11 protein-coding genes are annotated in these 11,651 nt (G+C 65.7%); 7 read left to right on the top strand and 4 right to left on the bottom strand.

Annotated elements, in window-relative coordinates; translation table 11 throughout:
- Nucleotides 1–6 precede the first annotated feature (6 nt).
- Nucleotides 7–447: a CAP domain-containing protein gene (locus tag KUV26_RS05460; RefSeq protein ID WP_222502771.1), complete on the top strand. Its 441-nt coding sequence runs from the start codon at nucleotides 7–9 to the stop codon at nucleotides 445–447.
- A 10-nt stretch (nucleotides 448–457) separates the two neighbouring features.
- Here the strand turns inward: KUV26_RS05460 and guaD are convergent, their stop codons facing one another.
- Entirely contained in the window at nucleotides 458–1,753 is a 1,296-nt protein-coding gene (guaD, locus tag KUV26_RS05455; protein ID WP_222507622.1) for a guanine deaminase, read from the bottom strand.
- Nucleotides 1,754–1,895: 142 nt separating this feature from the next.
- On the opposite strand from guaD, the gene mgtE reads away from it, so the two are divergent.
- The 5 genes from mgtE to KUV26_RS23545 all read left to right on the top strand — a co-directional run bounded on the left by mgtE (nucleotide 1,896) and on the right by KUV26_RS23545 (nucleotide 7,007).
- Nucleotides 1,896–3,284, top strand: coding sequence for a magnesium transporter (mgtE, locus tag KUV26_RS05450; protein WP_222502773.1), 1,389 nt, complete (start codon nucleotides 1,896–1,898; stop codon nucleotides 3,282–3,284).
- 9 nt (nucleotides 3,285–3,293) lie between these two features.
- Nucleotides 3,294–3,857: a 5-formyltetrahydrofolate cyclo-ligase gene (locus tag KUV26_RS05445; protein WP_222507621.1), complete on the top strand. Its 564-nt coding sequence runs from the start codon at nucleotides 3,294–3,296 to the stop codon at nucleotides 3,855–3,857.
- Between the two features lie 115 nt (nucleotides 3,858–3,972).
- Entirely contained in the window at nucleotides 3,973–4,785 is an 813-nt protein-coding gene (locus KUV26_RS05440) for a TIGR00282 family metallophosphoesterase (protein WP_222507620.1), read from the top strand.
- Between the two features lie 201 nt (nucleotides 4,786–4,986).
- Nucleotides 4,987–6,765 carry an SLC13 family permease gene (locus tag KUV26_RS05435; protein ID WP_222502776.1) on the top strand — a complete coding sequence of 593 codons (1,779 nt, stop codon included), beginning with the start codon at nucleotides 4,987–4,989 and terminating at the stop codon, nucleotides 6,763–6,765.
- A gap of 116 nt (nucleotides 6,766–6,881) precedes the next feature.
- Nucleotides 6,882–7,007 (top strand): hypothetical protein, encoded by a 126-nt coding sequence (locus tag KUV26_RS23545; protein ID WP_261399751.1) that lies wholly within the window; start codon nucleotides 6,882–6,884, stop codon nucleotides 7,005–7,007.
- Between the two features lie 42 nt (nucleotides 7,008–7,049).
- On the opposite strand, the gene KUV26_RS05430 is transcribed toward KUV26_RS23545, so the two are convergent.
- Nucleotides 7,050–8,825, bottom strand: a complete 1,776-nt coding sequence (locus tag KUV26_RS05430) for an SLC13 family permease (RefSeq protein WP_222507619.1) — start codon at nucleotides 8,823–8,825, stop codon at nucleotides 7,050–7,052.
- A gap of 121 nt (nucleotides 8,826–8,946) precedes the next feature.
- Here KUV26_RS05430 and KUV26_RS05425 point away from each other — a divergent pair, with 121 nt between their 5' ends.
- Nucleotides 8,947–9,687 carry a YebC/PmpR family DNA-binding transcriptional regulator gene (locus KUV26_RS05425; RefSeq protein WP_222502779.1) on the top strand — a complete coding sequence of 247 codons (741 nt, stop codon included), beginning with the start codon at nucleotides 8,947–8,949 and terminating at the stop codon, nucleotides 9,685–9,687.
- A 131-nt stretch (nucleotides 9,688–9,818) separates the two neighbouring features.
- On the opposite strand, the gene KUV26_RS05420 is transcribed toward KUV26_RS05425, so the two are convergent.
- Together KUV26_RS05420 and KUV26_RS05415 are read right to left on the bottom strand one after the other, a co-directional pair.
- Nucleotides 9,819–10,679 (bottom strand): hypothetical protein, encoded by an 861-nt coding sequence (locus KUV26_RS05420; protein WP_222502780.1) that lies wholly within the window; start codon nucleotides 10,677–10,679, stop codon nucleotides 9,819–9,821.
- A gap of 26 nt (nucleotides 10,680–10,705) precedes the next feature.
- On the bottom strand, nucleotides 10,706–11,590 hold the full coding sequence (locus KUV26_RS05415; protein WP_222507618.1) for a LysR family transcriptional regulator ArgP: 885 nt from the start codon (nucleotides 11,588–11,590) through the stop codon (nucleotides 10,706–10,708).
- Nucleotides 11,591–11,651 lie beyond the last annotated feature (61 nt).

The raw sequence follows: 11,651 nt of genomic DNA, 5'->3' as shown, positions 1-11,651 counted from the left end.
GAGAGCATGAAACGACTGCTGGCCTTTTTGGTCTGCACCCTGCTGTGCGGAACGCAAGCCCTTGCTGCGAATGTGGACCGCCGCGCCGCCCTGGCGAGCATCAACACGCTGCGGGCCAGCCGCGACCTGCCGCCGTTGCGCTACTCTGCCAATTTGGAAAAGGCCGCGCTGATGCATGCCGAGGATATGAGGCGCAAGGGGTTCTTCTCACACACCGGCAGCGACGGCAGCAATGTTGGCAAGCGGCTGAAATACGCCGGATACAATTGGTGCAACGCAGCCGAGAACATTGCCAAGGGGCAGCGCAGCCTGGCGGAGGTGATGACCGGCTGGGAAGAGTCGCGTGGCCACCGCAAGAATATGCTGCACCGAAAAGTCACTGAATTTGCACTGGCGCGCAGCAAAGGCAACCTCTGGGTGATGGTGCTGGCGCGTCCAGGCTGCTGAGGCCGCGCCGCTATCCGCCCGTGACCGGCTTACCGCCGATCCAGACCTCGGCAATCGCGCGGTCGTCGCCCATCATGATGGTCGGAAACACCGCTTCCCACAGATCCTCGGCGCGTGCGCTGCGTTGCGCGATCGCCGGGGTCGAAGCGAGGTCCAGCACCACCAGATCCGCCTCCATGCCGGGGGCGATATTGCCGATCTTGTCCTGCATCCGCAGCGCCGTTGCCGAGCCTTGGGTCGCCAGCCAAAACAGCTGTGCCGCATGCAGCGGCGTGCCGCGCAGCTGGCCGACCTCATAGGCCGCGGCCATGGTGCGCAGCATCGAAAAGCTGGAGCCGCCGCCGGTATCGGTGGCCAGCCCGATCCGCTGCCCCTCCGCCATCAGGCCGGCCATGTCGAACAGGCCGGAGCCGATGAAGGTGTTCGATGTCGGGCAATGGATCAGCGCCGCGCCGTATTCGCGCAGCCGGTGCCGCTCGCGCTCCTCCAGGTGGATGGCATGGCCGTACAGCCCCTTTGCCCCCAGCAGTCCGAATTCCTCGTAGGTGTCCAAATAGTCCCGCGCCTGCGGGAACAGCTCCCGCACCCAGGCGATCTCATCGGTCTGCTCGCTGAGATGCGTCTGCATCAGGCATTCCGGGTGCTTGGCCCAAAGCGCGCCCATCACCTCCAGTTGTTCCGGTGTCGATGTGGGCGAGAACCGCGGGGTGATCGCATAGTCGAGCCGGTCCACCCCGTGCCAGCGCGTGATCAGCGCCTCGCTGTCGTCATAGGCCGACTGCGCGGTGTCCCGAAGCTCCTCCGGCGCGTTGCGGTCCATGCAGGTCTTGCCCGCCGCGACCCGCTGCCCGCGCGCCTGCGCAGCGGCGAAAAACGCATCCACGCTTTCGGGGTGGATGGTGCAATAGCTGCACACCGTGGTTGTGCCATGCGCCGCGGTCAGGTCCAGATACCGGTTGGCGATCTCATCCGCGTAGGCCCGGTCGCCGAACCGAATCTCTTCCGGGAAGGTGTAGCTGTTCAGCCAGTCGATCAGCCGCTTGCCCCAGCTGGCGATAATCGCTGTCTGCGGGTAGTGCACATGGGCGTCGACAAATCCGGCCAGGATCAGCTTCCGGCCGTGATCGGCGACCTCGGCCGCCGGCAGCAGCGCTTGCATCTCCGCCAGCGTTCCGGCGCCGGCAACCTTGCCGTCCCGTACTGCCACCGCCTCCTGCAGCCGGGCGGCCTCTTCCGGCCGGCCCCCGGAAAAGGGAGAGCGGCTGAAGGACAGCACTTGCCCCTTCAGGATGATTCCGGTGCTCATTCTTCCAACCCTTTCCTTGCAAAATGGCTCGGCTCAGGATACCCGCCGGAGCAGCGCTGGTAAATTGCGGCATTGCCATTGTTTTCCGGTAGCGGCGTCTTCTAACTTGCAGGCAATCGCATAGAAAAACCGGGGGCATCACATGAGCAGCGGCGACAACATCACCGGCGAACTGCCTCAGGACGACGCCTACGACCTGGACCGCAAGCTGGTGGCCCAGATTCTGGAGGCCGTGGAGCAGGGCGACCAGCAGACCCTGACCGAGCTTCTGGAAGATCTGCATGCCGCCGATATCGCTGACCTTCTGGAACAAATCGATTCCACTGAGCGCACCCGGCTGATCCATCTCTACGACCGCGAATTCGACGGCGAAATCCTGTCGGAGCTGGACGAAAGCATCCGCGAGGAAGTGATCTCCATCCTCAACCCCGCGGTTCTGGCCGAGGCGGTGCGGGAGCTGGAAAGCGACGACGTCGTCGACCTGCTGGAAGATCTCGAGGAGCCGCAGCAGGAAGCCATCCTCGATGTGCTGGAGGACGCCGACCGGGTCGCGGTCGAGCAGTCGCTGAGCTATCCTGAAAGCTCCGCCGGCCGCCTGATGCAGCGCGAGGTGGTGATGGCGCCGGAGCATTGGAATGTCGGCCAGGCCATTGACTACATGCGCGCTTCCGAGGACCTGCCGGAACAGTTCTACCACGTGGTGGTGGTCGATCCGCGGGCGCATCCGATCGGCAATGTCACCCTTGGGCGGATCATGGCCTCCAGGCGCGAGGTGCCGCTGACCGATCTTCTGGAAGACACCTTTCAGGTCATCCCGGCGGATCAGGACGAGGAAGATGTGGCCTATGCCTTCAACCAGTACCACCTGATTTCCGCGCCGGTGGTCGACGGGGAAGGGCGCCTGGTCGGGGTCATCACCATCGACGACGCCATGATCGTGCTCGATGAGGAGCACGAGGAGGACATCCTGCGCCTGGCTGGTGTCGGCGAGGAAAGCTCGCTGGCCGACAAGGTGATCGAGACCACCAAACGCCGCTTCCCCTGGCTGGCGGTGAACCTGGTGACGGCGGTGCTGGCCTCGCTGGTGATCGCGCTGTTCGAAGAGACCATTGCCCGGTTCGTCGCTCTGGCGGTTCTGATGCCGATTGTCGCCTCGATGGGCGGCAATGCCGGCACCCAGTCGCTGACGGTGGCAGTGCGCGCGATCGCCACCCGCGACCTCACCGGCTCCAACGTGTGGCGGGTGATCCGCCGCGAGGTGCTGGTGGGCCTGGTCAACGGGGTGATCTTTGCGGTGGTGATGGCGGTTGTTGGCATCGTCTGGTTCGGCTCGCCGGCGCTGGGCGGGGTGATCGCCGTCGCGATGGTGATCAATCTGGTCGTGGCCGGGCTGGCAGGAACCGTGATCCCGGTTCTATTGGAGAAAGCCGGGATTGACCCGGCGCTGGCCTCCGGCGCCTTCGTGACCACGGTGACCGATGTGGTCGGCTTTTTCGCTTTCCTGGGCCTTGCGGCCATTGTTCTGTTGTAGGAGACCGCGATGACGGATCTGACTGAAATCAAGGCCGCCGCCCGCAAGGCCGCGTTTGCCCGCCGCAAGGCGGCGCATGCCCGCAACATCCCCGGCGCCGCAGGCCACCTGTCAGAGGTTCTGGCTGGCTACCGCGGCGTGCCGCTGTCGGGGTTCCTGCCGATCCGCACCGAGATTGATCCGGTGCCCGCGATGGCCGAGGCCGCTGCGCACGGCCCCGTCGGGGTGCCGGTCATCATGGGAGCAGGCCAGCCGCTGAAGTTCAGCCGCTGGCAGCCCGAAGGCCCGCTGCGCGACGGCCCCTTCGGCGCCATGGTGCCTGAGGTGGATGATTTCTTCGAGCCGGAAATCCTGGTTGTGCCGCTGGTTGCCTTTGATGCCGGCGGCGGCCGGCTGGGTTACGGCGGCGGGTTTTATGACCGCACGCTGGAACTGTTGCGCGGCAAGCGTGCCACTCTGGCCATCGGCTTTGCCTTCGACGCCCAAGAGGCCGAAGACCTGCCGCTGGAGCCCACCGACCAGCCCCTCGACATGATCGTCACGGAAAGCCGGATTCTGCAGTTCACCCGCTAAAGCCAGCGGTCCGACCCAAGATTTTTCTGAAAAATCCCGGCAAAACTTTTCAGAAAAGTTTTGTCCGGCGGCGGCGGGACTTGTTCTGCAGCGCGCCTGCGGGTACCACGCCGCAATGCGAATTCTGTTTCTAGGCGATGTGATGGGCCGCGCAGGGCGCCGCGCCGTCACCGAAAACCTGCCGCGGCTGCGTGACGAGTGGCGGCTCGATTTTGTTGTGGTGAACGGCGAAAACGCCTCCAACGGCATGGGACTGAGCGGCGAGCACGCCAAGCTGCTGCTGGATGCGGGTGTCGACTGCCTGACGCTGGGCGATCATGCCTTTGATCAAAAGGACATGCTGCAGTTCATCGAGAAGGAGCCGCGCATCATCCGGCCCCTGAACTTTGCCAAGGGCGCGCCGGGCCGCGGCTACCGGCTGTTCGATGCTCCCGGCGGGCGTAAGGTGCTGGTGGTCCAGGTGCTGGGCCAGGTGTTCATGAAGCGCGCCTTTGACGACCCGTTCGGTGCGGTTGAGGCGGTGCTGAAATCGCACCCGCGCGGCGGGCTGGCGCAGGCGGTCATCGTCGACATGCATTGCGAGGCCACCTCCGAGAAAATGGCAATGGGCCATTTCTGCAACGGCCGGGCCTCGCTGGTCGCGGGCACACATACCCATGTCCCGACCGCGGATGCGCAAATCCTGTCCGAAGGCACTGGATATCTGACCGATGCGGGCATGTGCGGCGATTACAACTCGGTCATCGGCATGGACAAGGCTGAGCCGATGCGCCGGTTCCTGACCGGCATGCCCAAAGCGCGCTTCACCCCGGCGAACGGAGAGGCTACCCTGTCCGGCGTGTTTGTCGAAACCGACGACCGCACGGGCGCTGCCAAGCGGATTCGCATGGTGCGCAATGGCGGGCTGCTGGAGGAGGCGGCTCCCTGAACCGGGCCGGCGGTCCCAGCACGCCGCCGTGAAATGGAAGAACAGCCGCGCAAAGCTGCTGTCGCCGGGGCAAACCGCCCTTTCTGCACCTCCTGGCCAGCGCGGTTCCGAAGAACCTTGCCGTGTCCGGCGGTTTCAGGGAAACTGCGCGATGGCGGGGCGCGGGCTCCGCCTTGAACAATATGGGCAATACCACGGCATATGCAGTACTTCCAATTTGGTGATACCGGCAGCGCGTTTCTGGCGCTGGCAATTGTCCTGGCCATGTTCGTGGCGTTCCTGCGGGAAACCTACCCGACCGAAGTCGTGGCGCTCACCGGCGTTGCGGCGATGCTGGCAACCGGCGTACTGCCCTATGATGAGGCGCTGCCGGTGCTTGCCAACCCGGCGCCCTGGACCATTGCGGCGATGTTCATCATCATGGGGGCGCTGGTGCGCACCGGCGCGCTGGACGCCTTCACCCAGATTGCCAAGAAGCAGGCGGAGGTGAGCCCCAAGCTCGCCATCGCCCTGCTGATGGCCTTTGTCGTGACGGCCTCAGCCGTGGTCTCCAACACGCCGGTCGTTGTGGTGATGATCCCGGTCTTCATCCAGATTGCCCGGACCCTGAATGTCTCCGCTTCCAAGATGCTGATCCCGCTGAGTTACGCGGCAATCCTGGGCGGCACGCTGACGCTGATCGGCACCTCGACCAACCTGCTGGTGGACGGTGTGGCACGGGCCCAAGGCTTGCAGCCCTTCACCATTTTCGAGGTCACCCCGCTGGGCCTGATCCTGGTCGCCTACGGCATGGTCTATCTGCGCTTCATCGCGCCGCGGCTGCTGCCGGAGCGTGACAGCATGGCGGCGATGCTCAGCGATAAGTCGAAGATGAAATTCTTCACCGAGGCGGTGATCCCGCCGGAAAGCAACCTCATCGGCCGCGAGGTGACCGGTGTGCAGCTGTTCAAGCGCCCTGGCGTGCGGCTGATCGACGTGATCCGCGGCGATGCCTCGCTGCGCCGCAACCTCGAGGGGGTGGAGCTTCAGGTCGGCGACCGGGTGGTGCTGCGGACCAGGATGACCGAGCTTCTGAGCCTGCAGTCGAACAAGGAGCTAAAGCGGGTCGATCAGGTTTCCGCGGTGGAAACCCAGACCGTCGAGGTGCTGATCACCCCCGGCTGCCGCATGGTGGGCCGCAGCCTCGGCGCCATGCGCCTGCGCCGCCGCTACGGCGTCTATACGCTGGCGGTGCACCGGCGGAACCAGAACATTGGCGTTCAGCTCGATGACCTGGTCGTGCGCATCGGCGATACCCTGCTGCTGGAGGGCGCGCCTGCCGATATCCAGCGGCTGGCCTCCGATATGGACCTGGCTGACGTGTCGCAGCCGACACAGCGCGCCTACCGCCGCAGTCATGCGCCGATCGCCGTTGCCGCGCTGCTCGGCATCGTGCTGCTGGCCGCCTTGGGCGTCGCGCCGATTCTGATGCTGTCCCTGCTGATGGTGTCGCTGGTCTTCATCACCCGCTGCATCGATGCGGACGAGGCGTTTTCATTTGTCGACGGGCGGCTTCTGGCCCTGATCTTCGCCATGCTGGCCATCGGCGCGGCGCTGGAAAGCTCCGGCGCCGTCAGCCTGATTGTCAACGCCATCGCCCCGGCGCTGTCGATGCTGCCGCCGTTCCTGCTGGTCTGGGCGGTCTACCTGCTGACTTCGGTGCTGACGGAGCTGGTGTCAAACAACGCTGTTGCAGTGGTTGTCACCCCGATAGCCATCGGCCTGGCCCAGGCGATGGGGGTGGACCCGCGCCCCCTGGTGGTGGCGGTTATGGTCGCGGCCTCGGCGTCCTTCGCCACGCCGATCGGCTATCAGACCAACACGCTGGTCTACGGCCCCGGCGGCTACAAATTCACCGACTTCCTCCGTGTCGGCATCCCGCTGAACCTCACGGTCGGCATGGTTGCCTCTCTGATAATCCCCTTCCTCTGGCCGCTCTGAGCAGGCGGAAAGCCGGTGCGGCCGGCAAAAATCCGCCTTCAAAAGCCACGGTTACATGAAAATGTTAAAGTGCCGCCCATATGAGGAAGAGCAGGTTCTTCATAAGGTCAAAGGCCATGAGTTTCAGAAAAGCGTTCTTGTTCGTTGTCCTGGCAGGCTCGACAGCGATTGCCCTGGTGTCCCAGGTGCAGACCAGCGGCGCGGCGCGCGCGCTGCCGGCGTATCAGGATCAGCCGCGATAAGGGGCATCTGCGGCCGTCCGCTGCGGTTCCGGCGGCAGGCAGTTAAAGCGGCCAGAACACCAGAATGGCCGGGATGGAAACAGCGATGACCAGCGCCTCCAGCGGCAGGCCCATGCGCCAGTAATCCCCGAAATGGTAGCCGCCCGGCCCCAGCACCAGCGTATTGTTCTTATGGCCGATGGGCGTCAGGAACGCGGCGGAGGCGGCAACCGCCACCGCCATCAGGAACGGGTCGGGGGAGACATCCAGCGTCTCCGCCATCTGAATGCCCACCGGCGCCGCCACAATCGCGGTTGCGGTGTTGTTCAGCACATCCGACAGCGTCATCGTGACCACCATCAGCACCGTCAGCACCGCCCAGGCAGGCAGACCCGCTGTCAGCCCCGTCAGCGCGTTCGCTATCAGCGCGGTGCCGCCGGAACTGTCGAGCGCCGCCCCCAGCGGGATCATCGACCCCAGCAGCACCACCACCGGCCATTCCACATGGTCATAGATCTCCGCCACCGGCAGGATTTTCAGCAGCACATATCCGATGGCCACCAGCCCCAGCGCGACCGGCAAATAGATCAGCCCCAGCGACGCGGCCAGCACCGCGGCGGCAAACAAGCCGATGGCGGCCCAGGTTTTGTCATTGGCGGTCACGGCCAGTCCGCGCTCGGCCAGAGGCAGGCAACCCAGCCACTCGGCCACATCGGCGCTGCGCCCGCGGGGGGTCAGCAGCAGCAGGATGTCGCCGGCCTGAACTTCGGTCTGGCGGATATGGCGGGTGATCCGGGTGCCCTGGCGGGAAATCCCAAGCAGCACCGCGCTCTGGCGCCAGGCAAGGCCGATGGACTGCGCCGTCCGGCCCCGAATGCGGGCGGTTTCGGGCACCACCAGCTCCGTCAGCTCCAGCCCTTCGCCCGCCGCCGTCAGCTTCTCCTGCCGGGCCGCATCGGCGAACTCCAGCTTCAGCGCGCTGCGGAACTCGTCCAGCGCTTCCGGTTCGGCCTCGATCACCAGCGTATCGCTGGCCCGCAGCAGCGCCGCGGTGGCCCGTCCGTAACGCCGCTTGCCGTCCCGGATCAGGCCCAGGATGGCGACATCCGCTTTCTCGGCTTCCTCGTCCAGTTCCCCCAGCCGCTTGCCGATCAGCTCCGATCCTTCGCCCACCGTCAGTTCGGCAATATAAGGCGCCAGCTGCGCCTCCGACGCGCCTGCCGCGTTTTTCCGCGCTGGGATCAGCCGCCAGCCGACGAGCGCCACAAAGGCAAGGCCCGCAAGCGCAGCCAGCCCCCCCACCGGGGCAAAGTCGAACATCCGGAACGGCTCGCCCAGGGTCTCGCCGCGGATCGCGGCGATGATGATATTCGGGGGGGTGCCGATCAGGGTCACCATGCCGCCCAGAATGGTGGCAAAGGACAAGGGCATCAGGCTCAGCCCCGGCGCGCGGCCTGCCTTGCGCGCGGTCTGGATGTCCACCGGCATCAGCAGAGCCAGCGCGGCCACATTGTTCATGAAGGCCGACAGCACCGCGCCAACTCCGCCCATCAGCGCGATATGGCCGCCGAGGCCGCGGGCGCTGTCGACCAGCGTTCGGGTGATCAGGAACACCGCGCCTGACCGCACCAGCCCGGCCGAGACGACCAGCACCAGCGCCACCACCAGCGTCGCCGGGTGGCCGAAGCCGGCAAAGGCGTCCGTGGCGGGCACCACCCCCAGCACCACGCCCGCCATCAGCGCGGCAAAGGCAACCAGGTCATAGCGGAAACGCCCCCACAGCAGCAGGGCAAAGACGGCAGCAAATAACGCAAACAAAACGGCTTGATCATATGTCATGGCGCCAGCTTAGCTCCGAAACCCTGCGGAACAAGGGCAAAGCAGGGCAGGGCGCTTGAAAGCCCCCGCCTTGCGGGGCTATATGGGCGCCAATTCAAAGTTACAGCAGCAAGGATGCACCATGGCAGGCCATTCAAAATGGGCTAACATTCAGCACCGCAAGGGCCGTCAGGACGCGGCGCGGTCGAAACTGTTTTCCAAGCTGGCCAAGGAGATCACCGTGGCCGCCAAGATGGGCGACCCCGATCCCGACAAGAACCCGCGCCTGCGCCTGGCCGTCAAGGAAGCCAAGTCGCAATCCGTTCCCAAGGACGTGATCGAACGCGCCATCAAGAAGGCCATCGGCGGCGACGCCGAGAACTACGATGAAATCCGCTACGAGGGCTATGGGCCCAACGGCGTTGCGGTGATCGTCGAGGCGATGACCGACAACAAGAACCGCACCGCCTCCAACGTGCGCTCGACCTTCTCCAAGAACGGCGGCAACCTGGGCGAGACCGGCTCGGTCGGCTTCATGTTCGACCGCAAGGGCGAAGTGACCTACCCGGCCTCCGTCGGCGACGCCGACACTGTGATGATGGCAGCGATCGAAGCCGGCGCCGAGGATGTCGAAAGCTCCGAGGACGGCCACATCATCTATTGCGCCGACAGCGACCTCAACGATGTGTCGAACGCGCTGGAAGCGGAGCTGGGCGAATCCGAGTCGACCAAGCTGGTCTGGAAGCCGACCACCACCACCGAGCTGGACCTGGAGGGCATGCAGAAACTGATGAAGCTGGTCGATGCGCTGGAGGATGACGACGACGTGCAGCGCGTCACCACCAACTTCGAGGCCACCGACGAAGTCATGGCGCAGCTCTGAGCCGCGGTCCGGCCTGTCCCATCAAGGCCCGCCATTCCGGCGGGCCTTCTTCGTTTGCAATTACGTGACCGCTTCATTTGGCCGGAGATATGCCGGAGGTGAGGCTCCGTGGGCCGAGAGGGCAGCGCCCCTTACTGCGGTTCCGGTCCAATCAGCCCCGCGCCGAGCAGCTCGTCTCTTCCGGGCAGCCACAGTTCGGTGCCCGGCACCGCAAAGATCCTGGCGGCGAACTCCGCGCTCACCCCTTGACCCAGCAGAAAGGCGCGGTCCTTCTCCTGTTCCCGCTGCAGATCGACCTGCGGCAGGCCGCTGCCGAACATCAGGGTATAGCTGTGAAACCCCAGTTGACCGCCGGACCCCAATGTGCGCCGGCGGCCAGCGGCAAAAACCAGCGTGCAGGCGGAGGCGCACAGCCCGTCCGCACGGGTGTCCCAGCCCCTTTGCCGGATCAGCTGCGCTGCACCGCGGGCCTCGGCGATCAGGCCGCCGGGGCCGGCCAGATCCACCTGCACCAGGCTCGGATTGTCCGCTGCCAGCCGCCGCAGCCGCTTGGTCAGGCCATAAGTGATCTCGCCGCGAAGGCGGAGCGAGCGGCCATCCCCGGAAACGCTCAGGCTGTAGAGCGCTTCGCGCTCCATCCGCCGCTGCTCGGCATAGGCCGGCTCCTCAATGGCGCGGGCGATCAGCAGCGCGTCCCACCACTGCGTCAGCGCTGCGAACCCTGCAAACAGCATCAGCAGGTAGCCGCCCCAGACCGGGGCCATGGCCCCGGTGCTTTGCACATGGGCGTCAGCGCTGCGCAGAAGGGCGCGCGACTGCCACAGCAGGAACAGCCCGTCCGCCGAGATCAGCGCAAACACCAGCGGTACCGGCAGCCGGATCCAGTGGTTGAGCGCCAGCCACCCCAGCAACACGGCCGCCCGCGGCAGCACCACCTGCAGCGCCAGGCTGCGGGGCAGAGAGGGCGGCGGGGCAGGCGGGCGGTGAAGCATCAGTGCGGGCCTTCATGCGCGTCGGATCAGTCTTGCGTCAAATACTGTCTCGCTGATTTCTGCACGGCGCGGGTCACTTCGGCAAGGGCCGGGGCCATCACCCGCGCCACCTGCCAGGTCAGCGGCACCGGCAGCGTGGTCTTTGGGACCAGCGGCACCAGCCGGCCGGAGCGGATGTCCTGTTCCACCATCGCCAGCGGGTTCATCCCCCAGCCCAAGCCGGCGGCAGAGGCATCAATGAACGCCTGGGCCGAAGGCAGGTAATGCGCAGGCGGCGCCAGTCCCGCCGCCACGTTCCGCTCCAGCCACAGCCGCTGGAGGTTGTCCTTCGCGTTGAAGATCAGGCAGGGCGCGCGGGCCGCCGCCTCTGCTGTCACCCCATCACGAAACCAGCGCGCCATGAACCCGGGGCTGGCGGTGGCCACATAGTCGAGCCTGCCCAGCGGATGGGCATCGAACCCGGTCACCGGCTTGGAGCTGGCGGTGACTGCGGCGGAAACCTCACCGCGTTTCAGCCATTCCGCGCTGTGGTCCTGATCGTCCACCAGGAGGTCGAACAGCACCCCCTCCACCTCTGCCATCGCCCCGATGAACCAGCTCGCCAGGCTGTCGGCATTGACCGCGATCCGCAGCCGCACCGGGCCGTGATCCGCCTCCAGCGCCAGTTCCCGCGCCAGCTGCGCCTCCAGCAGGCCAATATCCTCCGCGTGCTTGGCGATTCTCAAGCCTGCGGCGGTGCCGGTGCAGGGGGAGCCCCGCAGCACCAGCGCGGTGCCGGTCCGGTCCTCCAGCGCCTTGATCCGCTGCGAGATGGCCGACGGCGTCACCGTCAGGGCATGCGCCGCCGCCTCAAACGTGCCAAGGCGCAGCACCGCGCTCAGCGCTGCCAGCTGGCTGGGATCCATTCTCATTAGTATCTCTAATCTAGGCTAAACCTCTTTAACTGGATTAATGCTTGGGCGGCCGTTAGTC

Source organism: Leisingera daeponensis (assembly GCF_019801465.1).
GTDB classification, from domain to species: Bacteria; Pseudomonadota; Alphaproteobacteria; order Rhodobacterales; family Rhodobacteraceae; genus Leisingera; species Leisingera daeponensis_A.
Note: the sequence above shows the minus strand (reverse complement) of the source record. Positions and strands in the feature narration are given on the sequence as shown.

Bases quoted from the DNA above. Each gene is read 5' to 3' on its own strand.
- KUV26_RS05460 (WP_222502771.1), top strand. From the start codon at position 7: ATGAAACGACTGCTGGCCTTTTTGGTCTGCACCCTGCTGTGCGGAACG.
- guaD (WP_222507622.1), bottom strand. From the start codon at position 1,753: ATGAGCACCGGAATCATCCTGAAGGGGCAAGTGCTGTCCTTCAGCCGC.
- mgtE (WP_222502773.1), top strand. From the start codon at position 1,896: ATGAGCAGCGGCGACAACATCACCGGCGAACTGCCTCAGGACGACGCC.
- KUV26_RS05445 (WP_222507621.1), top strand. From the start codon at position 3,294: ATGACGGATCTGACTGAAATCAAGGCCGCCGCCCGCAAGGCCGCGTTT.
- KUV26_RS05440 (WP_222507620.1), top strand. From the start codon at position 3,973: ATGCGAATTCTGTTTCTAGGCGATGTGATGGGCCGCGCAGGGCGCCGC.
- KUV26_RS05435 (WP_222502776.1), top strand. From the start codon at position 4,987: ATGCAGTACTTCCAATTTGGTGATACCGGCAGCGCGTTTCTGGCGCTG.
- KUV26_RS23545 (WP_261399751.1), top strand. From the start codon at position 6,882: ATGAGTTTCAGAAAAGCGTTCTTGTTCGTTGTCCTGGCAGGCTCGACA.
- KUV26_RS05430 (WP_222507619.1), bottom strand. From the start codon at position 8,825: ATGACATATGATCAAGCCGTTTTGTTTGCGTTATTTGCTGCCGTCTTT.
- KUV26_RS05425 (WP_222502779.1), top strand. From the start codon at position 8,947: ATGGCAGGCCATTCAAAATGGGCTAACATTCAGCACCGCAAGGGCCGT.
- KUV26_RS05420 (WP_222502780.1), bottom strand. From the start codon at position 10,679: ATGCTTCACCGCCCGCCTGCCCCGCCGCCCTCTCTGCCCCGCAGCCTG.
- KUV26_RS05415 (WP_222507618.1), bottom strand. From the start codon at position 11,590: ATGAGAATGGATCCCAGCCAGCTGGCAGCGCTGAGCGCGGTGCTGCGC.